25 protein-coding genes are annotated in these 23,343 nt (G+C 69.1%); 19 read left to right on the forward strand and 6 right to left on the reverse strand.

Annotated features, from left to right (window positions below; all coding sequences use genetic code 11):
• From ACTJJP_RS13165 to ACTJJP_RS13175, 3 genes are all read left to right on the forward strand, one after another.
• Positions 1-1,107 (forward strand): RCC1 domain-containing protein (locus ACTJJP_RS13165; protein ID WP_440775450.1); only part of this gene is annotated, 1,107 nt, incomplete at its 5' end.
• A 308-nt stretch (positions 1,108-1,415) separates the two neighbouring features.
• Positions 1,416-1,682, forward strand: a complete 267-nt coding sequence (locus ACTJJP_RS13170; protein WP_440775451.1) for a hypothetical protein — start codon at positions 1,416-1,418, stop codon at positions 1,680-1,682.
• Positions 1,666-2,790, forward strand: coding sequence for a PQQ-dependent sugar dehydrogenase (locus ACTJJP_RS13175; protein ID WP_440775452.1), 1,125 nt, complete (start codon positions 1,666-1,668; stop codon positions 2,788-2,790). The genes ACTJJP_RS13170 and ACTJJP_RS13175 overlap by 17 nt, the downstream gene beginning before the upstream one ends.
• Before the next feature lie 23 nt (positions 2,791-2,813).
• On the opposite strand, the gene ACTJJP_RS13180 is transcribed toward ACTJJP_RS13175, so the two are convergent.
• Positions 2,814-3,620: a DeoR/GlpR family DNA-binding transcription regulator gene (locus tag ACTJJP_RS13180; protein WP_440775453.1), complete on the reverse strand. Its 807-nt coding sequence runs from the start codon at positions 3,618-3,620 to the stop codon at positions 2,814-2,816.
• A gap of 233 nt (positions 3,621-3,853) precedes the next feature.
• On the opposite strand from ACTJJP_RS13180, the gene ACTJJP_RS13185 reads away from it, so the two are divergent.
• From ACTJJP_RS13185 to ACTJJP_RS13205, 5 genes are all read left to right on the forward strand, one after another.
• Positions 3,854-5,146, forward strand: coding sequence for an ABC transporter substrate-binding protein (locus ACTJJP_RS13185; RefSeq protein ID WP_440775454.1), 1,293 nt, complete (start codon positions 3,854-3,856; stop codon positions 5,144-5,146).
• 70 nt (positions 5,147-5,216) lie between these two features.
• The gene (locus ACTJJP_RS13190) at positions 5,217-6,146 is read left to right on the forward strand and encodes a carbohydrate ABC transporter permease (protein ID WP_440775455.1); all 930 of its coding nucleotides are present in this window, start codon (positions 5,217-5,219) and stop codon (positions 6,144-6,146) included.
• Positions 6,147-6,232: 86 nt separating this feature from the next.
• Positions 6,233-7,033 (forward strand): carbohydrate ABC transporter permease, encoded by an 801-nt coding sequence (locus ACTJJP_RS13195; RefSeq protein ID WP_440775456.1) that lies wholly within the window; start codon positions 6,233-6,235, stop codon positions 7,031-7,033.
• Positions 7,034-7,067: 34 nt separating this feature from the next.
• Positions 7,068-7,931: a ketose-bisphosphate aldolase gene (locus tag ACTJJP_RS13200; protein WP_440775457.1), complete on the forward strand. Its 864-nt coding sequence runs from the start codon at positions 7,068-7,070 to the stop codon at positions 7,929-7,931.
• A 19-nt stretch (positions 7,932-7,950) separates the two neighbouring features.
• Positions 7,951-9,192 carry an ADP-dependent glucokinase/phosphofructokinase gene (locus ACTJJP_RS13205; protein WP_440775458.1) on the forward strand — a complete coding sequence of 414 codons (1,242 nt, stop codon included), beginning with the start codon at positions 7,951-7,953 and terminating at the stop codon, positions 9,190-9,192.
• Between the two features lie 115 nt (positions 9,193-9,307).
• On the opposite strand, the gene ACTJJP_RS13210 is transcribed toward ACTJJP_RS13205, so the two are convergent.
• Positions 9,308-10,279 carry an alpha/beta fold hydrolase gene (locus ACTJJP_RS13210; RefSeq protein ID WP_440775459.1) on the reverse strand — a complete coding sequence of 324 codons (972 nt, stop codon included), beginning with the start codon at positions 10,277-10,279 and terminating at the stop codon, positions 9,308-9,310.
• A 78-nt stretch (positions 10,280-10,357) separates the two neighbouring features.
• Here ACTJJP_RS13210 and ACTJJP_RS13215 point away from each other — a divergent pair, with 78 nt between their 5' ends.
• On the forward strand, positions 10,358-10,597 hold the full coding sequence (locus ACTJJP_RS13215; protein ID WP_440775460.1) for a DUF3072 domain-containing protein: 240 nt from the start codon (positions 10,358-10,360) through the stop codon (positions 10,595-10,597).
• Positions 10,598-10,624: 27 nt separating this feature from the next.
• Here ACTJJP_RS13215 and ACTJJP_RS13220 read toward each other — a convergent pair whose 3' ends face one another.
• Positions 10,625-11,113: a MarR family winged helix-turn-helix transcriptional regulator gene (locus ACTJJP_RS13220; RefSeq protein WP_440775461.1), complete on the reverse strand. Its 489-nt coding sequence runs from the start codon at positions 11,111-11,113 to the stop codon at positions 10,625-10,627.
• A 136-nt stretch (positions 11,114-11,249) separates the two neighbouring features.
• Here ACTJJP_RS13220 and ACTJJP_RS13225 point away from each other — a divergent pair, with 136 nt between their 5' ends.
• Both ACTJJP_RS13225 and ACTJJP_RS13230 read left to right on the forward strand, forming a co-directional pair.
• The gene (locus ACTJJP_RS13225) at positions 11,250-11,777 is read left to right on the forward strand and encodes a MarR family winged helix-turn-helix transcriptional regulator (protein ID WP_440775462.1); all 528 of its coding nucleotides are present in this window, start codon (positions 11,250-11,252) and stop codon (positions 11,775-11,777) included.
• 99 nt (positions 11,778-11,876) lie between these two features.
• Positions 11,877-12,131: a three-helix bundle dimerization domain-containing protein gene (locus ACTJJP_RS13230; protein ID WP_440775463.1), complete on the forward strand. Its 255-nt coding sequence runs from the start codon at positions 11,877-11,879 to the stop codon at positions 12,129-12,131.
• A 1-nt stretch (position 12,132) separates the two neighbouring features.
• Here the strand turns inward: ACTJJP_RS13230 and ACTJJP_RS13235 are convergent, their stop codons facing one another.
• Positions 12,133-12,444, reverse strand: coding sequence for a DUF7882 family protein (locus ACTJJP_RS13235; protein ID WP_440775464.1), 312 nt, complete (start codon positions 12,442-12,444; stop codon positions 12,133-12,135).
• A gap of 114 nt (positions 12,445-12,558) precedes the next feature.
• Here ACTJJP_RS13235 and ACTJJP_RS13240 point away from each other — a divergent pair, with 114 nt between their 5' ends.
• Complete coding sequence (locus tag ACTJJP_RS13240) at positions 12,559-12,876, forward strand: DUF7882 family protein (protein ID WP_055959437.1); 318 nt, start codon at positions 12,559-12,561, stop codon at positions 12,874-12,876.
• A 44-nt stretch (positions 12,877-12,920) separates the two neighbouring features.
• On the opposite strand, the gene ACTJJP_RS13245 is transcribed toward ACTJJP_RS13240, so the two are convergent.
• Positions 12,921-13,247 carry a DUF7882 family protein gene (locus ACTJJP_RS13245; RefSeq protein WP_440775465.1) on the reverse strand — a complete coding sequence of 109 codons (327 nt, stop codon included), beginning with the start codon at positions 13,245-13,247 and terminating at the stop codon, positions 12,921-12,923.
• A gap of 117 nt (positions 13,248-13,364) precedes the next feature.
• Here ACTJJP_RS13245 and ACTJJP_RS13250 point away from each other — a divergent pair, with 117 nt between their 5' ends.
• The 7 genes from ACTJJP_RS13250 (at position 13,365) to treZ (ending at position 22,172) form a co-directional block, all read left to right on the forward strand.
• Positions 13,365-13,505 carry a hypothetical protein gene (locus ACTJJP_RS13250; protein WP_440775466.1) on the forward strand — a complete coding sequence of 47 codons (141 nt, stop codon included), beginning with the start codon at positions 13,365-13,367 and terminating at the stop codon, positions 13,503-13,505.
• A 43-nt stretch (positions 13,506-13,548) separates the two neighbouring features.
• Positions 13,549-14,226 (forward strand): GTP pyrophosphokinase, encoded by a 678-nt coding sequence (locus ACTJJP_RS13255; protein ID WP_440775467.1) that lies wholly within the window; start codon positions 13,549-13,551, stop codon positions 14,224-14,226.
• 51 nt (positions 14,227-14,277) lie between these two features.
• A complete protein-coding gene (locus ACTJJP_RS13260) occupies positions 14,278-15,147 on the forward strand; it encodes a transposase (protein ID WP_440775468.1) in 870 nt (289 codons plus the stop codon).
• A complete protein-coding gene (locus ACTJJP_RS13265) occupies positions 15,144-15,632 on the forward strand; it encodes a glutaminase (RefSeq protein ID WP_440775469.1) in 489 nt (162 codons plus the stop codon). Before ACTJJP_RS13260 ends, ACTJJP_RS13265 begins: the two co-directional genes overlap by 4 nt.
• Positions 15,633-15,712: 80 nt before the next feature.
• Positions 15,713-17,935, forward strand: coding sequence for a glycogen debranching protein GlgX (gene glgX, locus ACTJJP_RS13270; protein ID WP_440775470.1), 2,223 nt, complete (start codon positions 15,713-15,715; stop codon positions 17,933-17,935).
• 5 nt (positions 17,936-17,940) lie between these two features.
• On the forward strand, positions 17,941-20,328 hold the full coding sequence (gene treY, locus ACTJJP_RS13275) for a malto-oligosyltrehalose synthase (protein ID WP_440775579.1): 2,388 nt from the start codon (positions 17,941-17,943) through the stop codon (positions 20,326-20,328).
• Positions 20,329-20,420: 92 nt separating this feature from the next.
• Positions 20,421-22,172 (forward strand): malto-oligosyltrehalose trehalohydrolase, encoded by a 1,752-nt coding sequence (treZ, locus tag ACTJJP_RS13280; protein WP_440775471.1) that lies wholly within the window; start codon positions 20,421-20,423, stop codon positions 22,170-22,172.
• Between the two features lie 42 nt (positions 22,173-22,214).
• Here the strand turns inward: treZ and ACTJJP_RS13285 are convergent, their stop codons facing one another.
• Positions 22,215-23,327: an ROK family protein gene (locus tag ACTJJP_RS13285; RefSeq protein WP_440775472.1), complete on the reverse strand. Its 1,113-nt coding sequence runs from the start codon at positions 23,325-23,327 to the stop codon at positions 22,215-22,217.
• Between the last annotated feature and the right edge of the window lie 16 nt (positions 23,328-23,343).

Raw genomic sequence — 23,343 nt, forward strand, 5'->3', positions numbered from 1 at the left:
GTGGTGGGGGCGAATGTGCTGGTGGGTTCGAGCAATTATTTCGGGCAGTTGGGTATCGGTTCGGCGGGGAATGATCAGGCGGAGTTGTTGCAGACGTCGTTGAAGTTCTCGTCGCCGGTGGTGGAGATCAGTGCGGCGGGGACGCATGCGCTGGCGTTGCTGGCGGATGGGACGGTGTGGTCGACGGGGTCCAACGGTGAGGGGTCTCTGGGTGATGGGACGAAGACGGATCGGTTCGTGTGGGGGATCGTTCCGGGGCTGTCGAATGTGATCTCGATCACCACCACGTTGGGGGCGTCGCACGCGCTGACGGCGAACGGGGATGTGTGGGCGTGGGGCGATGGTGTGAACGCGCAGTTGGGGCAGGAGGATTCGTCGAAGTGGGGGACGCAGTGGCCGTCGCCGCAGAAGGTGAAGTCGCTGCCGGGTGCCACGCAGTTGGCGTCGACGGCGCTGCGCACGGTGTTCGCGCTGATGTCGGATGGGACGGTGAAGTCGTGGGGTGCCGGCTGGTCGTTTCAGCGCGGCGATGCCGATGGGAACCCGCGGGGGACGGCGGCGACGATCGCCGGGCTGACCGATGTGGTGCAGCTCGCATCCGGGTTCGGTGGCGGTGGGTTGGCGCTGAAGAGCGATGGGACCGTGTGGGCGTGGGGCAACAACGACAAGGGTCAGCTGTGCGACGGCACCACGAACGCGCGGCCGACGCCGGGGCAGATCCCCGGTCTCACGGGCGTGACCCAGATCTCGGGCGGCCCGGGGTCGGACTACGGCTTCGGCAGCGGGTACGCGTTGAAGTCCGACGGAACGGTCTGGGCGTGGGGGGAGAACGGCTCCGGTCAGCTCGGTGACGGCACCACGACGGATCGCAACATGCCGGTGCAGGTGAAGAACATCACCACGGCCACGCAGATCAGTGGATCGATCACCTCGGGATTCGCGTTGCTGTCGGACAACCGCGTCGCGGCGTGGGGTGAGACGTTCCTGAAGAACATCGGCACCACCTCAACCCCCGGCTACGTGACCCCGGTCCGACCCGTCACCAAGCTGCGCGCCTCCCAGCACAACAAGTACGGATTCCACGGCCTCTACCTCATCACGGAATGACGTCGAGCTGAATCGAGCTCACCGCAGGCGGGACCTCGGACCGATGACCTCATCGTCCGGGGCCTCGTCGTCGTCGTGGCGGAGGAGTTCCGTTCCCGGTGCCGGGCAGACATCGCGCCGGGAACCCCGGTGACACCGCACCCGACGGCCGCGCAACCCCTCCGGGGCTTCCAGGAACGACGGGTAATCCGGATGAGGAGATGGAGGGTCGCGCGCCTCGTCCCGGGCGCGGCTCCGGCATCCGCTCGACAGGCGGGCCGTCGCGGCCTCGAGCGAACCACCGACACCGCAGCCACCAGGGAGACCGAATGACCACCATCGCCATCATCGGAGCCAGCCCCGGATTCGGCGCCGCCGTCGCACGCCGCTTCGACGAAGAGGGACAGAGCGCCTACGGGCAGATGCTGCACGACGCCGTCGCCGACGAGGGCATCCACGTGGGCCAGCTCATCATCCCCCGCGAGATCGCGCCCGGCGACGCGACCCACGACCCCGACGTGCTCGCAGGACACCTGTGGGACATGCACACGCATCGCGGCGACTTCCGCCGGTACGCCGATGACCTCGACGCGTAGGCGCCGTTCCGGCGCAGCGGCGGCGCTGACGTTCTCTCTCGTCGCCCTCGCCGGTTGCACGGGTGAGCGGGAGTCGGGAGCCCTGCCGCCGTCGCCGCGGACGCCCTCCGAGACCGCGACCACGAGCGCCCCGGCGCCCGGGGAGGACGGCTCGCCTCGTCCCGCGGGGGAGCCGGAGGTCATCGTGTCCGGCCTCACGACGCCGTGGTCGGTCGCCTTCGTGGGCGAGACCGCACTGATCAGCCAGCGCGACACGGGCGAGATCCTCGAGCTGAGCGACGAGGGCACGCGCGTCATCGGCGAGGTCCCCGACCTCGCCGCGCGGGGCGAGGGGGGCCTGCTCGGCCTCGCTCACGCCCAGGACTTCCTCTACGCCTACGTCACGACCCCCGGCGGCAACCGAGTTGTGCGATTCGCTCTCGAGGGCATGCCGGGTTCGTTCGCACTCGGGGCCGTCGAGACGATCGTCGACGGCATCCCCTCCGCGAACATCCACAACGGCGGGCGCCTCGCTTTCGGACCGGACGGCATGCTCTACGTCACCGCGGGCGATGCGGCCGATCCGGAAGCCGCCCAGGACCCCGAGGTGCTCGGCGGCAAGATCCTCCGGGTCGCCCCCGACGGCAGCATCCCGGCGGACAACCCCCTGCCGGGTTCGCCCGTCTGGAGCCTCGGCCACCGCAACCCCCAGGGCATCGGGTGGGATGCCGCGGGCACGATGTTCGCGTCGGAGTTCGGTCAAGACACCTGGGACGAGCTCAACATCATCGAGCCGGGCGCGAACTACGGCTGGCCGGAGGTCGAGGGCGTCGGCGACGACGATCGCTTCACCGATCCCGTACAGCAATGGGCGCCCGCCGATGCCAGTCCCAGCGGCCTCGCCGTCGTCGGAGACACCGTCTTCATCGCCAATCTCCGCGGTCAGCGTCTTCGGGTCGTGCCCGCTTCCGCCCCCGACACCTCGAGTGAGTTCTACGTCGGAGAATTCGGACGTCTCCGCGACGCGGTCGTCACCCCCGACGGCGACCTGTGGATGGTCACGAGCAACACCGACCGTGGCGCGGGCAGCGATGACTCGATCCTGCGGGTTCCGCTCGCCGCGGGGTGAGCGCGTCCCGGGCGATGATCTCCTCAGGGCGTCAGCACCGTCACCCCCGCCTCCGCCAGGGCGGCCGCGAGGTCGTGTGACGGCGCTGCGTCCGTGACGAGGTAATCGGCCTTCTCGAGCGGCGCGACCTGCGCGAACAGCCGGCGGTCGAGTTTGCTGGAGTCGGCGAGGATGACGGTGCGATCGGCGCGTTGGATCATCTCGCTCATCATCGTCGCGTCGCCGAGATTGCTCGTGGAATACCCTGACGCATCGACCGCGCCGACGGCGATGAGGGCGTAATCGCAACGGATGTCGACCTCGGTGGTGTTCGAGCTCATCGCGAGCGTGACCGGACCGGTCGTGGCCTGGGTGATGGTCCGGACGGCACCGCCGAAGATGAAGAGGTCGCGGAAGACGCTGGGGGAGATCTCGGCGGGGATGCGCAGGTTGTTCGTCGCGATCGTCAGGTTGCGGTGGTTGCGCAGCGCCCGGGCGACCGCGAGCGTCGTCGTGCCCGCATTGAGCATGAGGACGGAGCCGTCCTCGACGAGGTCGACGGCGAGAGCCGCGATGCGTTCCTTCTCGGAGATCTGCATCTGCAGGCGCACGTCGAGACCCCGGTCGCGGCCGGGCACCGACATCGCGCTCACCGCGCCTCCGTGCGTGCGCACGACGATCCCCTCACGGTCGAGTTGATCGAGGTCACGGCGCACGGTGTCGATCGAGACGCCGAAGTGCGAGGCGAGATCGACGACCGTGACCTGTCCCGATTCGGCGACGTACGCGGCGAGCTCGGCCTTCCTCCCCGCCGGCAAGCGCCTCTTCGTCGTCACTGTGGCTGCGTCCATGCCGTCATCTCTAGCACAGAGCAGCACGGGAAGCCGCATGAATTCCGGGAAAACAGCATGGAACAGCAGCAAAACCGCGGATTTTGCCACTTCGAGCGCGGTTCGCTGCCGTAATAGTCACGAATCTGCATCGGGCGCTTGATTACTCCGGCACAGGAGCGCATACTCATGCTTAAAGATGCAAGAACGCGCAGAACAGCGCGAAATGCAGCAGATCTCAACGAGGAGAAACGATGGACAACAGCGGGCGTCGGCGTCGGAACGCCATCAAGCTCGTCGGTGTCGCAGCAGCGGCCACGACCCTCCTGGCGATGGCGGGGTGCTCGTCGAGCGGCTCCGCTCCCGCCGCAGACGGAGACGTCACGATCGAGTTCGCCCAGTGGTGGGAACCCGAGCTCGGCGACGGCGAGTTCCGCGGTCTCATGGACCAGTTCGAGCAGGAGAACCCCGGCATCAAGGTCGATCTCGTCAGCGGCCCCTACGCCTCGACCAAGGAGCAGCTCTTCGCGGGCGCGGCCTCCGGCACCATGCCCGACGTCGTCGGGCTCGACGGCGCGTGGGTGAGCGACTTCGCGAAGCAGGGCGTGATCGCCGACCTGACGCAGCTCATGAGCGAGGCGGGGTACGACGACAGCCAGCTCGCCAGCCAGATCAAGGTCGACGACAGCACGTACATGATCCCGGTCGTCAACTTCGTCTACCCGATGTTCACGAACGACGGCCTGCTCGCCCAGGCGGGTGTCACGGCTCCGCCCTCGACGCGCACCGAGTTCGCGGACGCGGCCAAGAAGATCACGGCTCTCGGCGGCGACGTGTCGGGATGGGTGCTCCCGCTTTCGCTCGAGGCCCCCAACGGCGTCCAGAACGACGTCATGTCGTGGGTCTGGGCCTCCGGCGGTTCCATGCTGAAGGACGGTCAGCCCGACCTGACGAACTCCGACGTCTCCGCCGCCACCGACTACATCCAGCAGCTCTGGGCCGATGGGGTCATCGCCCCCGGATCCTTCACCATGAAGGAGCAGGACAAGGTCGAGGAGTTCACCAACGGTCGCGTGGGCATGATGATCGACTCGCTCGCGCACATCAACCTCATCCGCGAGTCCAACCCCGACCTGACCTTCTCCATCTCGGCGATCCCCGCCGAGGACGGGTTCTCCGGTGAGCGCGGCATCCCCTACGCCTCGTGGGGCATCGGCGTCGCCGAGAACTCCGAGCACAAGGACGCCGCCTTCAAGTTGGTGCAGTTCCTGATGGGCACCGACGTCAACAGCGAGCTGTCGACGATGGCCAAGGCCTTCCCGGGCAACACCGAGAGCGTGCCGACCTTCGTCGAGGACGACGAGCTGTTCAAGACCGCCTTCGAGATCTACAAGGACGGTTACCCCGCGAACGAGTTCACGGGTCTGCCCGTCGCCGAAGAGCTCATGCGCCAGTTCGGCACGCAGTTCCAGTCGGCGTTGGACGGTCAGCAGTCGATGAGCGACGCGCTCACCAAGACGCAGGACGAATGGACGTCGGAGTTCTGATCCGACGCCGATCCGGGATGCCGCATCGCCCCCCGCGGTGCGGCATCCCGCTCATCGAAAGCCGCACACCATGACCATGCGCACCCTCACACCCCCCGACACCGAGGTAATCGTCACCGGACGACCGCTCTCGCGGCGTACCCGGCAGCTCCGCAAGGCCGGCGAGGCCTACGTCTTCCTCTCGCCCACCCTCATCCTGCTGTTCGTCCTCATGATCGTCCCGATCGTGATGGTGATCGGCTACTCGTTCCAGGACAACGTCATCCTGAACAAGAGCCCTGATGTCGTGGGCGTCGCCAACTACGTCACGATCCTCACCGACCCGGGCTTCTGGAAGGCGACGGGCAACACTCTCTTCTTCACCCTCACCAGCGTCGCCGCGCACCTCGTGCTCGGCCTCTCGTTCGCCCTCCTGTTGAACAGTCGTCTCATCGGCGCCGTCCCCCGCGCGATCTTCCGCGGGCTCTACGTTCTGCCATGGTTGTTCACCGTCGCGGTCATCGCAGTGCTCTGGCGCATGTTGCTCGCCCCCAACGGCATCGTCAACTTCCTGCTCAACACCGACATCGAGTGGCTCGCCTCCCCGGCGCTCGCGCTCGGCACGGTGACCTTCATCAACATCTGGGCGGGCTACCCCTTCTTCATGGTGAGCCTGCTCGCGGGGCTCCAGGGCATCCCGAGCGACCTGTACGAGGCGGCGACCGTCGACGGCGCCAGCCCCGTCCAGCGCTTCTGGAACGTCACGATCCCGCAGCTGCGCCCCATCATCGTCAGCCTCGTGCTGCTCGACCTCATCTGGACGTCGCAGCAGTTCGCTCTCATCTGGCTGACCACCGGCGGCGGTCCCATCGACGTCACCGAGATGCTCAGCACCTACACCTACAAGCTCGCATTCGCGAAGTACGACTTCTCGATGGCCTCCACCTCGGCGGTGCTGGTCCTGGCGATGTCGATGATCATCGCGGTGCTCTACGTCCGCCAGCAGAAGGCGAGGGACTGACATGGCCCTGACCACCCCCGCGCGTCCGTCCGTCACGAGCGCTCCGNACCACCACCGTCACTCGTCGTCGGCTCGCCACGACCGGTGTGTTCATCGGCCTCCTGCTCGGGGCGGTCTTCGCCGCGGGCCCGGTGCTCTGGATGCTGTCGAGCTCGTTCAAGTCGAACACGCAGATCTTCGAGCTGCCCCCGCGGCTGGTCACCGAGACCTTCTCGTTCGACGCCTACATCTCGATCTTCACCAACCCCGAGACCGTCCGCTTCTTCATCAACAGCTACGTCGTGGCGGGGGCGGTCACGATCCTGACGCTGCTCGTCGCCATCCAGGCGGCCTACGCGTTCAGCCGGTTCGAGTTCCGCGGCAAGCGCATCGTCAACGTCATCATCGTCAGCGTCCAGGCGGTGCCGCCGATCACGCTGCTGATCCCGTACTTCGGGCTCATGGTCGGACTCGGGCTGTACAACACCTATCCGGGCCTGATCTTCACCTACATGGTGTTCACGCTGCCCTACGCGATCATCATGATGACGGGGTACTTCAACACCCTGCCCAAGGAGCTCGACGAAGCCGTCCGCGTCGACGGCGCCGGGTCCTTCACCGCCCTCTGGCGCGTGCTCGTGCCGATCTCGATCCCCGGCATCGTGTCCGTCGGCATCTACACGTTCATGATCGCGTGGAACGAATTCCTCTTCGCGCTGACCCTCACGCGCACCATCGACATGCGCACGGTGCCGATCGGCATCCAGCTGCTGATGGGCCAGCACTCCTACGAGTGGAACCAGATCATGGCGATGAGCATCCTCGGCTCGATCCCCGTGCTGCTGCTCTTCCTCTTCTTCCAGCGCTTCTTCATCAGCGGCCTCACGGCCGGTTCGGTGAAGAGCTGAGCCACCCGAACCCCACCCAACAAGGAGAATCTCCGTGCTCTACACCGGCAAGTCCATCCTCGACGTGGCGAATGCCCACAGCTTCGCCATCCCGGCCTTCAACATCAGCGATTGGGCGATGTTCACCGGGATCATGGACATCAGCGAAGAGAAGTCCGCTCCGGTCATCATCGCCATCCACCCCGACGAGGTCTCGCACATCACCACCGACCTGATCCCCGCCATGCACGCCCGTGGGCACCGCTCGAGCGTGCCCGTGGCCATCCACTGGGACCACGGCGGAACGTACGAGCAGATCATCACCGCGATCAAGGCCGGATTCACCTCGGTCATGATCGACGCCTCGCTCGAGCCCTTTGAGCAGAACGTCGCCCTCACCCGGAAGGTCGTCGAGGCCGCGCACGCGGTCGGTGTGCAGGTGGAGGGCGAGCTCGGCACGATCGGCGCCAACGACAGCTACGGCGAGTCGGGTGCCGCCGAGATCATCTACACGAACGTGGATGACGCGGTGCGCTTCGTCGAGCAGACGGGCGTCGACAGCCTCGCCATCGCGATCGGCACTTCGCACGGGCTCTACCCGGCCGAGAAGAACCCCGAGCTGCGCCACGATCTGCTCGAGCAGATCAAGGCCGCCGTCGGCATCCCCCTCGTGCTGCACGGCGGATCCAGCAACCCGGATGCCGAGCTCTCGCGCGCCGTGTCGCTCGGTATCAACAAGATCAACATCTCGAGCGACATCAAGGTGGCCTACCACGACCGCATGCGCGAGGTGCTGGGCACCGACCGGCGCCTGCGCGAGCCCAACGCGATCCAGCCCGAGTGCATCGCGGCGATGAAGGTCACGGCCGCGGAGAAGATCGACCTGTTCGGCGCCGCCGGCAAGGCCGACCTGTACTGAGAGATCGGAGACCGGCGTCATGGGGGGAGACCTCGTCCTCGGACTCGGCGGCACCGTCGATTACGAGATCGGATGGGATGCCGACGTGCTCTCGGCACTCGCCCGGAGTCACGGCATCCATCTCGATGAGCTGACCACCACGACGCCGGTCATCGACGAGCGCGCCCTCGTCGTGACGGTGCTCGCCTTCCTCGCCACCGGCGGGGGAGGCGAGCGCTTCGTCCTCTCCAGCGACATCGTCGAGCGCTTCGCGGCGCACTTCGACGTCGAGATCACCCTCGGCGGCACGGGGGTGCGCGCGGGGATCGCCCTCGATCGCATCGGCGTGCCGACACTGCAGCACCTGGTGAGCATCGACGACAACGTGCGGCACCTCCTCCCGGCATCCATGCGCATCGTGTCGTCGGCGACACGGGACACCCTCGATCCGCATCTCATCGTGCAGTACCCCGAGGGCGCGACCGTCGAGCTGATGGATGCCACGGTGACCGCCCCGGCATCCAACCGCCTCATCTTCGCCAACGACGCCCCCAACCGTGAGATGGCGATCGCCACCGACCTCGGCGACGCTCTGGCGGGAGCGGCGGCCTTCCTCGTCTCGGGCTTCAACACGATGCAGGACGCCGCCCTGCTCGAACGTCGTCTCGACGACCTCACCGCGGCCATGCGGCACCTGCCCGCCGGCGCCCTCGTGTACTACGAGGACGCCGGGTTCTACCACCGTGAGCTGTCGTCGCTCGTACGCGCACGTCTGCTCGACCGCATCGACGTCTACGGCATGAACGAGGACGAGCTGCAGGAATATCTCGGTCGGCCGGTCGACCTGCTCGCACCCGACGACGTCGTCACGGCCCTCGCGGAGGTGCACGAGGTGATCCCGGCGCGCGCGCTCGTGGTGCACACGAAGTACTGGGCGATCGCCGTCGGTCCCGACTCCGCCCGGCATCGCGCGGGTCTCGACAGCGCGGTGCGCACGGCCGCCACCCGCTACCGGCTGGGCGACATCTGCACCGTGGACGACCTCGACGACACGGCGCGGCTGCCGCGTCATGCCGGGGGTGCCGCCGTCGTCGCGGCGGCGGAGAGCGGGCTCGGGGCGACGGGAGTGCCCGCCTTCGTGGTCGACACCGCGCACCCCACGACCATCGGGCTCGGCGACACGTTCGTCGGCGGCTTCCTCGCGGCGGTCCCCGCGGCCGCGCGGATCGCGACGGCGGTGGCCCTGGAACGCGCGCTCGACGCCGCGTCGACGGTGCACTGATCGGTGACCGGCGGAGGGGCGGGGAGCTGCGGAGGACCAACGGGCCCGCCCGGCACTCCGCGCCTCCCTGGTCCTCCGCTCGTCACGGCGATCGAGTCTCGCGGGCCCGCGGGCGTCAGTCGTGGGAGCCGGGCCGGTAGGCGCGCCACAGCACGCGCGCGTGCCGGGCCTTCGCCCGTTCGACGCCGTGCTCGTCCTTGCGCGCGGCGCTGATCCACTCCGCGAACCGGCTCGCCATGGCGCCGAGCACCATGCGCACGTCGGCGTGCGAGGCGGGCGGGACCGCGGCGTCGGCCGCCGGCATCCGCCCCTTCGGCGCGAGCTCGTCGCGCACGTGCCGCATCGTCAACCGGGCGACGCCGACCGCGTGGCTGTTCACGACGCAGTGCGCGGCCCCCTCGATCTCCCACCGCCGGGCTGCTTCCGCGCGAGCGACCAGACGCGAGTGCAGTCGTCGGGGAGAGGGCCGGTCGAACTCTCCGCGCAGCAGCAGCACGGTGGCGCGGCCGGCACCGATGCGATCGGAGATCCGATACCGCAGCATGTGCGGGAGCGTCTCGAAGAAGTAGAGGAAACCGCACAGCAGATACGCCGAGACCGCCAGGAGGGCGATGTGGACCGATTCGCGCACGGTGGACTGCGCGAAGCGCGCGGCCTGCAGCAGCGCGTTGGACTCGGTCTCGTCGACCACCGGACTCACCAGGACGGCGTGCGTCAGGTGGTGGCGTCGGGCCAGGACCTCGGCGACGACCTGCGTGCCCATCGAGTGGCCGATCAGCACGGGGGCGGTGAGACCGTAATGATCGAGCACACCCTCCACCTGATCGGCGAAGAACTGCGCGGTCGGATTCTCACCGGAGGCCGGAACACCTCCGAAGCCCGGAAGGTCGAGCGCGTACACCTCTCCCTCCTCGGCCAGCAGGGGTGCGAGGAACTCGAAGTACGAGGAGGCGACGCCGATCCCGGCGACCAGCACGAACGACCGGCCCGTGTCCGCCCCCGTCGAGACGCGGGTCACGCGCGTGCGCGCGGCACCTCGGCGGTACGTGTCGACCTGCACGTCGGCGGGGCGGGAGTCGTCGGCCATCCGACCAGGATGCCGCACCCGCCTGAGCGCCCTGTCAATCCCGGTCCCGGCGTCACGGAACGCGCATAGCCTCGGCCCATGAGCGAATCCTCCCGTGAAGAAGAGACCCTGGGTGCCGTCCGCGAGGGTGACAACCCCGCCGAGAAGGACCCCTCCGACTGGGTCACCGGCGACGAGCCGATGACCGCTCCTCAGCGCAGCTACCTGGACACCCTCGCGCGAGAGGCCGGCGAGGAGATCCCCGCCGACCTCACCAAGGCCGAGGCCTCCGAGCAGATCGACCGTCTGCAGTCGGAGACCGGTCGCTCGACCGAGTAGGACCGCCGCGACAGCGCCCCGCACCCCTCAGGGAGTGTGGGGCGCTTCGTCGTGGGGGCACATCTCACCCATGTCCTCGGTCTCGCCGCGGGCGATGTCATCGAGGAAGTCGGCGACGATGCGCCGCTCCTCGGGCCCGAGGCGTTCCGCCGCAGCCACCGCGGACGCGCGTCGGACGGCGAGGATACGGCGCGCGGGAGACGCGGCGTCGATGGTCTCGCGCACCACGATGGAGCGCCGGTCGCCGGGGTACGGCTCGCGCGTCACCCAGCCGGCGTCGGCCAGGCGGTCGATCAGGGCCGTCGTCGCCGCCGACGAGATGCCGAGCATCGCGGCGAGCATGCGGGGGGTGACGGGCTCGGCGTCGTCGACGCGCTGGAGAAGGAAACGCAGGACCTTCGCGTCGTTGGGCCCGATGCCCAGGGATTGCAGCGCCGCGCGCTCGGAGGCGATGCCCGAATCGGTGAGGTCGTTGAGTGCCTTCACCACGTCGGCCGCCGTCGCAGGGTCTCGCATCTCGCCTCCTCGGATGTCTCGATGGGTTAGTGTCTCGGACGCCTATCAACTAGCCAAACGCCCTAATTGCATGGTACCTGCCCGCGCCATGCGTGGGCAGGGGGCTGGACGAGTCGGGCTGACATAAGATGCCCTGGTGGAAAACGGGTCGGAGTCGTCGCGTTATTGGTACGGCGCGAGCGAAGAGGATCGCCGTCGACGTGCCGTCGAGGTGCTCCAGGCCTTCCGCGTGTATCGGGCCGCCGAAGTGGCCATGCGGCGGCGAACCCGTGACTCGATGTCGATGGGCGAGAACGAGCTGCTCGTGCTGCGCTATCTGTTGAGGGCAGCGGGTCAGAAGCGGCAGGTGTCGCCCAGCGAGTTGACGCGCTACCTGGGGGTGTCGACCGCCTCCACCACCGCGATCGTCGACCGTCTCGAGAAGTCCGGCCACGTGGTGCGGGTGCCGCACCCGACCGACCGCCGCAGCATCTTCATCGTCGCCACCGCGGCCAGCGACGAAGAAGTGCGAGCAACCCTCGGATCCATGCACACGCGCATGATGGCGGCCGTGGTCGACATGACCCCGGAAGAGAGCGCGGCTGTCATCGCCTGCCTCGGCCGGCTCCAAGATGCGGTCGATCAGGTCGACCCGCACCCCGTCGACGCCGACCTCGCGCGTTGACGCTCGCCCCGCGGAGATGAATCGGCGTCCGAGAAGATCGCCTAGCTACTCGCCCGTGGAGTATTAGGTGGTGGCCGGGTGCCATGAAAGCATCGAGGCATGGACGAACGCCTTGTCGAGACGCGCCCCTCGGTGCGCCCGGGCGAAGCAATCGCCGTCGTCGACGGCGTCCCGGTGGCGTCGTTCCGTGACGTGGTCGCGCGTCTGCGCGTGGAGTACCCCGGCGTAGACCCCGCGCATATCGAGGGCGTGGTCCTGCGCGAATGGGATGCGTTCTCGGCGGGTCGTCCACTCGTGGTGCCCGCCGCCGTCGAAGAGGGCGCGCGCGAGATCCTCGATCAATCGCACGTCTGACTCAGGGGCCGAGTTGCAGGGGTTCCTCGACGAGGACCAGTCCTCCCGAGGAATTCGCCGAGTTCGCCAGGGCCTCGATCCACACGCGGCTCAGGAGTGCCGGCTCGGGCTCGTCGAACACGAACCGCAGCGGGATCGACGGGTGCAGCCACACCGTGCTGCGTCCCACCTCCTGACCGGGTCCGTGCGTCCACGACAGCGTGAAGCTCTCGCTCCGGCGGAGCTTGGTGGCGATGACGACCTTGACGTGCGCCAACGCACGATCGTCTATCTCGATCGGCGTCGCGGCATCTCCGTAGTAAAGCGTTCCCACACGAGCACGTTAGCCTCGCCGCGCGACCGCGGCTCGAGGGCTTGATTCGGGGGAGTCGGCATGGCATCCGGGAATGCGGAGGGCTCTCCGTCTTCCTCGACTAGGCTCGTGGACATGGGCAGATTCATCTACGACACCGTGGCCAATGCGGTCGACATCGATGACCGCACGCTGGCACACCTGCGCATCGTCGTGATGAACAAGCTGCGCCGCTCGGAGTCGTTCATGTTCGACGTCGAGGTCGGCGACGGCAGCGGGCGTCGCAGCTTCTGGATGCATCCCTCGGTGCCGATCCAGTTCCACTTCTACGGAAGCCGCCAGCCGCGCATCAACCGCGTGTGGGTCGAAGATCTCATGCTCGCGGCCTCCGGCCCCAACGGTCTCGCGATCACCCCCGAGCCCAGCGAAGACGCACACGTCGAAGAGGGCTGACCCCGTCCGACGCGGCCGGTCGCCCGCCGCGCCGCGAGCGGGGCTCAGGCCGTGCCGGAATGTTCGGCGGGGCTGAGGTCTTCGGGGACGAGCATGATGCCGCCCGAAGAGTTCGCCGAATCGGCGAGGCGCTCGATCCATTCGCGGCTCAGTGTCGTGGGTTCGGTTTCGTCGAAGACGAAGCGCAGGGGGATCGCGGGGTGCAGCCACAGCGTGCTGCGTCCGCGTTCCTCGTCGTCGCGGTGACGCCACGAGAGCGTGAAGCTCTCTCCGCGACGCAGCTTGGTCGAGATCACGACCTTGAGGTGGGCGAGAGCACGGTCCTCGATGTGGACGACCGTGCCGCTTCCGCCGTAGTGAATGGTCCCCATGCCGCCACGATACGCCAGAGCGCGGGGGAAATACGCGCCGGATCACGCGGTGTCAAGACCACCCGGGGGTGCGCGGGCCACCTGACACAGTGGGGTCACGCACGGAAGGAGAGCGCCGTGACACCCCACCCCCCGCCCCCTCGGCATTCCGAGCCTGCGGAAGACCCGGACCTGCCGGAGGTCTTCCGTAGCCTGATCGGCATCGACGTCATCGACGGCGAATTGGTGCCGCGCGCATCGGAGCCGCCGCAACGGTGAGGCTCTCAGCGGCCTCGTAGTCGTCGTCGGTACCGTCGTGTCCATGTCGGATGCGCTGGACGATCAGCAGATCACCGTCTCCGGCGCTGCTCTCCGTGCTCTGCGCGACGAGTTCCAACGCTTCCTGATGGAGTACCGGTTCGGGCTCGCCGAAGTCGAGACGAAGATCTCGATCCTGCGCGAAGAGTTCCAGGAGATGCACGCGTACAACCCGATCGAGCACGTCTCGAGCCGAGTGAAGTCGCCGGACAGCCTCGTCGACAAGGTGCGGCGCAAGGGCATCGAGGCCGACTTCGACTCGATCCGCTCGGCCATCACCGACATCGCCGGCATCCGCATCACGTGCAGCTTCGTCGATGACGCCTACCGTCTGTCCGATCTGCTCACTCGGCAGGACGACATCACCGTGCGCGACGTGAAGGACTACATCGCCCAGCCGAAGGCGAACGGGTACAAGAGCCTGCACGTCATCGTCGAGGTTCCCGTGTACCTGTCGACGGGGCGCGTCGACGTGCCCGTCGAGGTGCAGTTCCGCACGATTGCGATGGACTTCTGGGCCAGCCTGGAGCACAAGATCTACTACAAGTACGACCGCCTCGTGCCGGCCGAGCTGCTCGCCGAACTGAAGAACGCCGCCGACACCGCATCAGAGCTCGACGCGCGCATGGAGCGACTCCATCGTGAGATCCGCGGCCCGCGCCCGGGGATCGTCTCGCTCTGAGCGCGCGGGGAGCGGGTGGTCACCCCCCTCCCGAGTGGAGACAATAAGGGGATGACCGACGACGACGCACGCCTCGACGAGGTCGCCGCCGAGTTGCTCGCCCTGCCGCCCGCGCGCTTCACCACCGCCCGCAACGAACGCGCCGCCGAGATCGGCGGAGCCGTCGGCCGCCGGATCGCCCGGCTGCGAAAGCCCACCGTCGCCGCCTGGGCCGTGAACCTGCTCGTGCGCGACGGACAGCTCGGTGAAGCGGTCGAACTGTCGCGGGCGCTGCACGAAGCGCAGGATGACAGGGATGCCGCCGAACTCGCACGTCTCGGACGACAGCGTCGACAGCTGGTGTCGGCACTCGCCCGCCGCGCGGGTGAGCTCGCCGCCGGCGCGGGCACACCGCTGAGCGCGGCGACGGCCGATGCCGTGGAGAAGAGCGTCAACGCCGCGATCGTCGACGAGACGGCCGCCGCGGCGATCCTGACGGGGCGCCTCGTGGCCGCCGTCGACCTGGCGGCCCTCGAGGGCGACACCCTCGGCCAGGCGGTCGCCGGCTCGCTCCCCGACGCCCTGCCGACGCCGGCGCCGCGCGACGACCTCGCCGCCCGGAGAGCGCGGAAAGCCGCGGAACAGGCGGTGCGCGAGGCGGAACGCGCACGTGCCGACGCCGAGCGCGAGCGGACCTCGATCGAGAAGACACTCGCCACGGCGCGCGAGAAGGCCGACCGCGCGCACGAGCGCGTCGATGCCCTTCGTGCCGACCTCGTTCGGGCCGAGAAGGACGCGGCGGACGCCGATGCCGCGGTGCAACGCCGAGAGGATGAGCATGCGGATGCCGTCGCCGCGGTGAGCGCGGCCCGTCGTGTCCTCGAGCGGGCCGAGGCGGAGCGAGACGCCGAGCCGCAGCGAGACGAGAGGGGCGGGGCATGACCGAGGGATCAGCGGACGAGATGCTCTCCGCCGCCCGCGCGCGCCTCGACGACGCGCCGCGCGAACGGCTGGGGGATCTGCAGGAGGGACGCCGGCTGCTCGGGTTCCCGCGCGCGGCCCGCATCGCCCCGCGGGGGACGGCGTGGCACCTGGGGGTACTCCTGCTCACCGACGACGGTGTGCTGGCCACCGGCGACATCGTGCGCTCGCGCGCCGAGGTGCGCCGGGGTTTCGCGGCCGAGTCGCAGAGGCGCCGCGCCGAGCTGTCGGCCGCGGCCGCCCGCGGGGGTGTGCCCGAGGGGGAGACGGTGCACATCGGATGGCATCCGATCGACCTCGCCCGGCTCGATGCGACGTCCAGCCCGGTGGCCGTGCGCGGGTCGGAGCCGCTCGTCAGATGGAGCGCGGCCGGTGGGTACATGCCCCTCGCGCGCTACCTCGACGAGCGGATCGACCTGCTGCGTCATCCCCCGGAGCGCGCTTAGGGGGCCCGCGCATAGTCGGGGCGCGGGCACCTGTCAACAGCGGTGACCGCGGTCCTGACCGGAAACGACGCTGGTCTATCGTGAGCCACGTGCAGCAGGTATGGCCAGGATCCAGTTATCCCCTCGGGGCCACTTACGACGGTAATGGGACGAACTTCGCCCTGTTCAGTGAAGGAGCGGAACGCGTAGAGCTCTGCCTCTTCGAAGAAGACGGAACGGAGACGCGTGTCGATCTCGTGGACGTCGACGCGTTCGTGTGGCACGCCTTCCTCCCCAACGTTCAGCCCGGGCAGCGGTACGGCTACCGCGTGCATGGGGAGTACGACCCGAAGAGCGGTAAGCGCTTCAACGCGAGCAAGCTCCTTCTCGACCCGTACGCCAAGGCCGTCGAGGGGCAGATCGACTGGGGCCAGCCGGTCTTCAGCTACGAATTCGGCGACCCCGACTCGTTCAACGACGAGGACTCCGCCCCGCACATGATGAAGGGCGTGGTCGTCAACCCGTTCTTCGATTGGGCGGGCGACCGTCAGCCGAAGATCCCCTACGCCGAGAGCTTCATCTACGAGGCCCACGTGAAGGGCCTCACCCAGCTGCACCCCGACGTGCCCGAGGAGCTGCGCGGCACCTACGCCGGCATCGCCCACCCCGCCGTCATCGATCACCTGCGCAAGCTCGGCATCACGGCGATCGAGCTCATGCCGGTGCACCAGTTCGTCAACGACTCCACTCTCGAGGAGAAGGGGCTGTCGAACTACTGGGGGTACAACACCATCGCGTTCCTCGCGCCGCAGAACACCTACTCCTCAACCGGTGACCACGGCCAGCAGGTGCAGGAGTTCAAGGCCATGGTGAAGGCCCTGCACGCCGCCGGCATCGAGGTCATCCTCGACGTGGTCTACAACCACACCGCCGAGGGCAATCACATGGGCCCGACGCTGTCGATGCGCGGCATCGACAACGAGGCGTACTACCGCCTCGAAGACGACGACAAGCGCTACTACACCGACTACACCGGCACCGGTAACAGCATGAACGTGGGCAACCCCCACACCCTGCAGCTGATCATGGATTCGCTGCGCTACTGGGTGCTCGAGATGCACGTCGACGGCTTCCGCTTCGACCTCGCCTCGACCCTCGCTCGCGAGTTCTACGAGGTCGACAAGCTCGCCACCTTCTTCGAGCTCGTGCAGCAGGACCCGGTGGTCTCGCAGGTCAAGCTGATCGCCGAGCCCTGGGACGTCGGCCCCGGTGGCTACCAGGTCGGCAACTTCCCGCCCCAGTGGACCGAGTGGAACGGCAAGTACCGCGACACCGTCCGCGACTTCTGGCGCGGTGAGCCCCAGGCCCTCGGCGAGTTCGCCTCGCGCCTGACGGGTTCGGCCGACCTCTACGAGCACTCGGGCCGGTTCCCCGTGGCGTCGATCAACTTCGTCACCGCGCACGACGGTTTCACGCTCCGCGACCTCGTGTCGTACAACGACAAGCACAACGACGCCAACGGCGAAGACAACAACGACGGCGAATCGCACAACCGCTCCAGCAACATGGGCGTCGAAGGTCCCACCGATGATCCCGAGGTGCTGAAGCGTCGTGCGCAGCAGCAGCGCAACTTCATCGCGACACTGCTGCTCAGCCAGGGCGTGCCTATGCTGCTGCACGGCGACGAACTCGGTCGCACGCAGGGCGGCAACAACAACGGCTACGCGCAGGACAACGAGATCACGTGGGTGGACTGGTCGACCATCGACACCCCGCTCATCGAGTTCACCGCCGCCCTCGCTCGGCTCCGCAAGCAGCACCCCACCTTCCGCCGCAGCCGGTTCTTCGACGGCCGCCCGGTGAAGATGGAGGAGGGCGCTCCTATCCCCGACGTGGTGTGGCTGCGTCCCGACGGCTCGCTCATGCAGCCGGAGGACTGGGACAACGGCTTCGGCCTCGCGGTGGGTGTGTTCCTCAACGGCCAGGGCATCCGCGAGCGCGATCGCCGCGGCGAGTCGATCAGCGACGACCACTTCCTCGTGCTCTTCAACGCGGGTGACGACAAGGTCGACTTCCGGCTCCCCGACTTCGAGTACGCCCCGAAGTGGGACGCGTACGTCGACACCGCGGGGGAGCGGGCGAACACCGAGCCGCTCGACCCCGGCGAAACGCTCCCGCTGGAGCCGAAGTCGCTCATGGTCCTGCGCGAGCACCACCTGCCCGAGCCCGAGATCGACCACTCGGTCGCCGCCTCCCTCACCGCGCAGATCCCGGTGGTCGGCACCGACGACCTGCCCGGTCAGGCGCCCAAGCCGGAGCTGTGAGCGACATGCGGCATCCGCTCTCGACCTACCGCCTGCAGATCCGCGAATCGTTCACCCTCGACGACGCCGCCGAGGTCACGGATTACCTCCGTGACCTCGGGGTCTCGTGGGCGTACCTCTCGCCGATCCTCGAGGCCACTCCGGGCTCGGACCACGGCTACGACGTCGTCGACGTCACGCGGGTCGACCCCGCACGGGGCGGTTCCGAGGGCCTCGACCGCTTCGCGGCCGCGGCGCGGGCCACAGGACTCGGCATCCTCGTCGACATCGTGCCCAACCACATGGGTGTCTCGGAGCCGCGGACGAATGCGTGGTGGTGGGACGTGCTGCGTCAGGGCCGCACCTCGGCGCACGCGACGGCGTTCGACATCGACTGGGAGTTCGGCGGCGGCAAGGTGCGCGTGCCGGTGCTCGGGGATCATCTCGACGCCGCCATCGACGACATCTCCTACGACCCGAAGCCGGCCGTGGACGCCCCCGACGGGCTGATCCGGTACTTCGATCACGCGTTCCCGGTCGCGCCGGGGACGGGTTCCGCGGGCGATGACATCCGCGCGCTGTTGGACGCGCAGAACTTCGAACTGCGGTTCTGGCAGGACGAAGCTGCCGACCTGAACTACCGTCGCTTCTTCGCCGTCACGACCCTCGCGGGCGTGCGCGTCGAGCTGCCCGAGGTGTTCGACGCCACCCATGCCGAGATCCTGCGCTGGGTGCGCGAGGGCCTCGCCGACGGCCTGCGCGTGGACCACCCGGACGGCCTGGTGGATCCGGGCGGGTACCTCGACCGGCTCGCGGTCGCGCTCGAGGAAGCGGGCGAGGGCGAGGTCGGCTACGTGCTGGGCGAGAAGATCCTCGAGCACGGCGAGGCGCTGCCCTCGTGGTGGAAGACCGCCGGAACGACCGGATACGACGCGCTCGCCGAGATCGACCGCGTGCTCACCGACCCCGCCGGAGAGGCCGCCCTCGACGCGCTCGATGCGCGCCTCCGCGCCGACAGCGACCTCGCGCCGCTGACCGGCTGGCACGACCTCATCCACGACACCAAGCGCAAGATCGCCGACTCGATCCAGGTGTCGGAGATCCGCCGGATCGTGCGCGGGCTCCCCGCCCCTCTGCGCGAGGAGTTCGAGGCCGAGGTGCTGCAGGACGCGCTCGCCGAAGTCCTCGCGTGCTTCCCCGTCTATCGTTCCTACCTGCCGGCCGGCCGCGCGCACCTGGACGCCGCCGTCGGCGAGGCCGAGGTGCGGCGGCCCGAGCTCGGCGACGTCATCGAGAAGCTCGTGCCGGTGCTCGCCGACACGAGCCTCGAGGTCGCGTGGCGGTTCCAGCAGACGACCGGGCCCGTCATGGCCAAGGGCGTCGAAGACACGGCGTTCTACCGCTACACGCGGCTGGGTTCGCTCACCGAGGTGGGCGGCGACCCGGGGGAGTTCTCCCTCGACGTCGCGGGTTTCCACACCGCGCAGGCCCTGCGGCACGCGTCGTGGCCCACCGCCATGACCACGCTGTCGACCCACGACACCAAGCGCGGCGAGGACACGCGCGCCCGCATCGCGGTGCTCGCCGAGATCCCGGAGACGTGGGCGGCACGCCTCGAGGAGTTCCGCGGGATCGCCTCGACCGGCCACGGACCCTTCGACGCTCTGCTGTGGCAGGCGATCGTGGGGGCGTGGCCCGCCTCGGCATCCACCCCCGAGGGGCTGAAGGTCTACCGCGAGCGCCTGCACGCGTACGCCGAGAAGGCGGCACGCGAGGCGAGCGAGGTCACCGGCTGGTGGGAGCAGGACGAGGCCTTCGAGGAGCGCATGCACGCGGTCGTCGACGCGGCCACCGGCCCTGCTGCCGAGCGCGTCCGCGCCTTCGTCGACGAGATCTCGCCCGCCGGGTGGTCGAACGGCCTGTCGGCGAAGCTGCTGCAGATCATGGGCCCCGGCGTCCCCGACGTCTACCAGGGCTCGGAGCTGTGGGAGCAGTCGCTCGTCGACCCCGACAACCGTCGTGCGGTCGACTTCGCCGAGCGCCGTCGGATGCTCGCCGAGATCGACGCCCCGGGGGCTCGTCCTCCGGCGGTGGATGCCACGGGGGCGGCGAAGCTGCTCGTGACCTCGCGCGCGCTGCGCCTGCGCCGCGAGCACCCGCTCGACATCTACCGTCCGCTGGAGGCCGCGGGAGTGGCATCCGACCATGTCGTCGCGTTCGACCGCGGCGGCGTGTTCACGGTCGCCACGCGTCTGCCGCACGGGCTGAAGGCGGCGGGAGGCTGGCGCGACACCGTCGTGCTGCTGCCCGGCACGCCCGTCGTCGACGTGCTGACGGGCCGCTCGTTCGCCGGTGGCCCGACCCCCCTGGCCGATCTGCTGGCGTTCCTCCCGGTCGCCCTCCTGATCTTCTGACCCCCCCCGAGCGCGTGAGTCGCCAGAATTTGTCGCCTCACGCGCTCCTGGAGCGACAAATCTTGGCACCTCACGCGTAAGGACGAACCCACATGAGCATCGACGTTTGGGCACCCAAGGCACGGCGGGTGCGGCTGCGCCGGCTGGACGACAGCGGCGACAGCGTCGTCGAAGACATCGAGATGACCTCGGCGTCGGACGGATGGTGGACGGCACCGGTCGACCTCGCCGACGGCGAGCGCTACGGCTTCGTGCTCGGCGACGGCGACGACCTGCGCCCCGACCCCCGCTCGCGGCGTCAACCCGGCGGCGTCCACGAGGCCTCGGCGTGGTTCGACCCGTCGGTGTACTCGTGGAACGACGCGGCATGGACGGGCAAGCAGCTCGCCGGGGGCCTGATCTACGAGCTGCACCTGGGCACCTTCACCCCCGAGGGGACCCTGGATGCCGCGATCGGGCGCCTCGACCACCTCGTCGACCTCGGCGTGACCCACGTCGAGCTGCTCCCGGTCAACGGCTTCAACGGCACGTGGAACTGGGGCTACGACGGCGTGCTCTGGTACACCGTGCACGAGGCCTACGGCGGTCCGGAGGCCTACCAGCGCTTCGTCGACGCCGCGCACGCGGCGGGGCTCGCCGTCATCCAGGACGTCGTGTACAACCACCTCGGCCCCTCGGGCAACTACCTGCCAGAGTTCGGGGAGTACCTGCGCGAGGGCAGCCGAAACACGTGGGGCGACTCGGTCAACCTCGACGAGGACGCCGTGCGCGCCTACATCGTCGAGAACGCCCTGATGTGGATGAGCGACTACCACGTCGACGGCCTGCGCCTGGATGCCGTGCACGCGCTGCTCGACCACCGCGACGTCCACGTGCTCCAGGAGATCGCCGAGCGCACCGACGCCCTGTCGGCGCACCGCGGCCTCCCGCTCACGACCATCGCCGAGAGCGACATGAACGACCCGAAGCTGATCCTGCCGCGCGAGGCCGGCGGCTACGGCCTCACCGCCCAGTGGTCGGACGATTGGCACCACACCGCGCACGTCGCCCTCACCGGCGAGACGACCGGTTACTACGAGGACTTCGCCGACCTCGAGGCCTTCCGCAAGGTCAACGAGGGCGGGTTCTTCCACGACGGCACCTACTCCTCGTTCCGCGAGGAGAAGCACGGCAAGCCCATCCCGGATGCCGTGCCGAACTGGCGTCTCGTGACGTTCGCTCAGGACCACGACCAGATCGGCAACCGCGCCGCCGGCGACCGCCTGTCGCAGTCGCTCGGCTACGATCGCTTGGCCGCGGCCGCTGTGCTCACCCTGACCGCTCCCGGTACGCCCATGCTGTTCATGGGCGAGGAGTGGGGCGCCACCACGCCGTGGCAGTTCTTCACCTCGCACCCCGAGCCCGAGCTCGGCAAGGCCACCGCCGAGGGGCGCATCGCCGAGTTCGAGAAGATGGGGTGGGACGAGGACTCCGTGCCCGACCCGCAGGACCCCGCGACGTTCGAGAACTCGAAGCTCGACTGGGACGAGGTCGGCGAGGGCGACCACGCCCAGCTCCTCGGCCTGTACCGCGAGCTCGCGAAGCTCCGCCGGGAACGCCCCGAGCTCACCGATCCATCGCGCGACGGTCTCTCGGCCGCCGCGCGCGAAGCCACCGGCGGACGCGTCTACGAGCTGCACCGCCGCGACCTCGTGGTCGTGGTGAACCTCTCGGAGGCAGAGGCCACGGCATCCGTCGTTCCGGGAGCGCGCGTGCTGCTCGCCACCGCGAACGGCGTGGTGCTGGACGGCACGATGCTGAGCGTCCCCGCGGGGGCCAGCGCGATCGTGGGCCCGGCGCTGTGACGTCGCGCTGACGGCCCCGTTCCCGCAAGGGGGGCGGGGCCGTCAGCGTGTCAGCGGGACGCGTCCCAGTTCGGCCTGGATCGCCACCGCTGCCGCTCCCCGCGCCCAGGCGGAGAACCCCGAGCCGTCGACATGCACCCGCACCGGGGTCGAGCCGTGAGGGCGGGTGCGCTCCAGGGCCGCGTCGACATGCTCGCGCGCGAGGTCGCAGACGGCGGTCGCCTCACCCGCCAGCACGATGTCGGCCTGCAGCGACAGGTTCGCCGCCAGCCCGCACAGGATGCCGAGGGCCTCGCCGGCATCGTCGATCGCGGCCCGCGCCACGGGTTCGCCGTCGCGGGCCAGCGAGAAGACGTCGTCGGCGCTGACCGCGCGTCCGAGATGCCTCGACACCCGGGTGCTCAGTGCACCGGTCGTCAGCAGGGCGTCGGCGCACCCGCGATGACCCTCCGCGCACGAGGGCCCGTCGGCCCGGAGCGGGAGGTGGCCGACGGTGCCGCGAGACGCGTCGGGGGAGCGGACGGTGCGCCCATCGATGACGAGCCCCAGGCCGACGCCGGCGCCGATCGTGACGACGGCGAACCCGGGGATGCCCCGTCCAAGGCCGAACCAGCGCTCGGCATCGGTGAGGGCGACCACGTCGTTCTCGAGCGCGACCGGGACGCCGAGCCGTTGGGCGAGCATGTCGGCGAACGGCACGTCCCGCCATCCGAGGAACGGGGCGTCGGCGGCGAGGCCGTCGTGCACGTGCCCGCCGATGGCGACGCCGACGCCACGAACGTGGTCCACGGCATTCACGAGGTGCGCGATCGCTGCGGCGACCGCGTCGGGGGAGGTGTCGGCGAGGGCGCTCTCGTGCGACGCGATCACCCGGGCGCGCATGTCGGTGGTGATCAGATACAGGCGCTCGCCGGTGAGCTTGACCCCCACGAAGGTTCCTGCGGCGGGGGAGAGGTCGAGGGGACGCGACGGGCGGCCGACCGATCCGGCGGCGTCGTCGTCGAGTTCGACGAGCAGGCCCGCGTCGAGCAGCGGGCGCGTGAGACGCGTCAGGCTGGCCGGCGAGAGGTGCAGGCGCGTCGCGAGGGCGCTGCGCGAGAGCGGTCCATGGATCAGCACCTCACGCGCGACGGCGGCTTCGCTGTCGGTGAGCATCGTTTCCTCCCCCATC

Origin of the sequence: Microbacterium sp. 22296 (genome assembly GCF_052045385.1) — a bacterium.
Classification (GTDB): domain Bacteria; phylum Actinomycetota; class Actinomycetes; order Actinomycetales; family Microbacteriaceae; genus Microbacterium.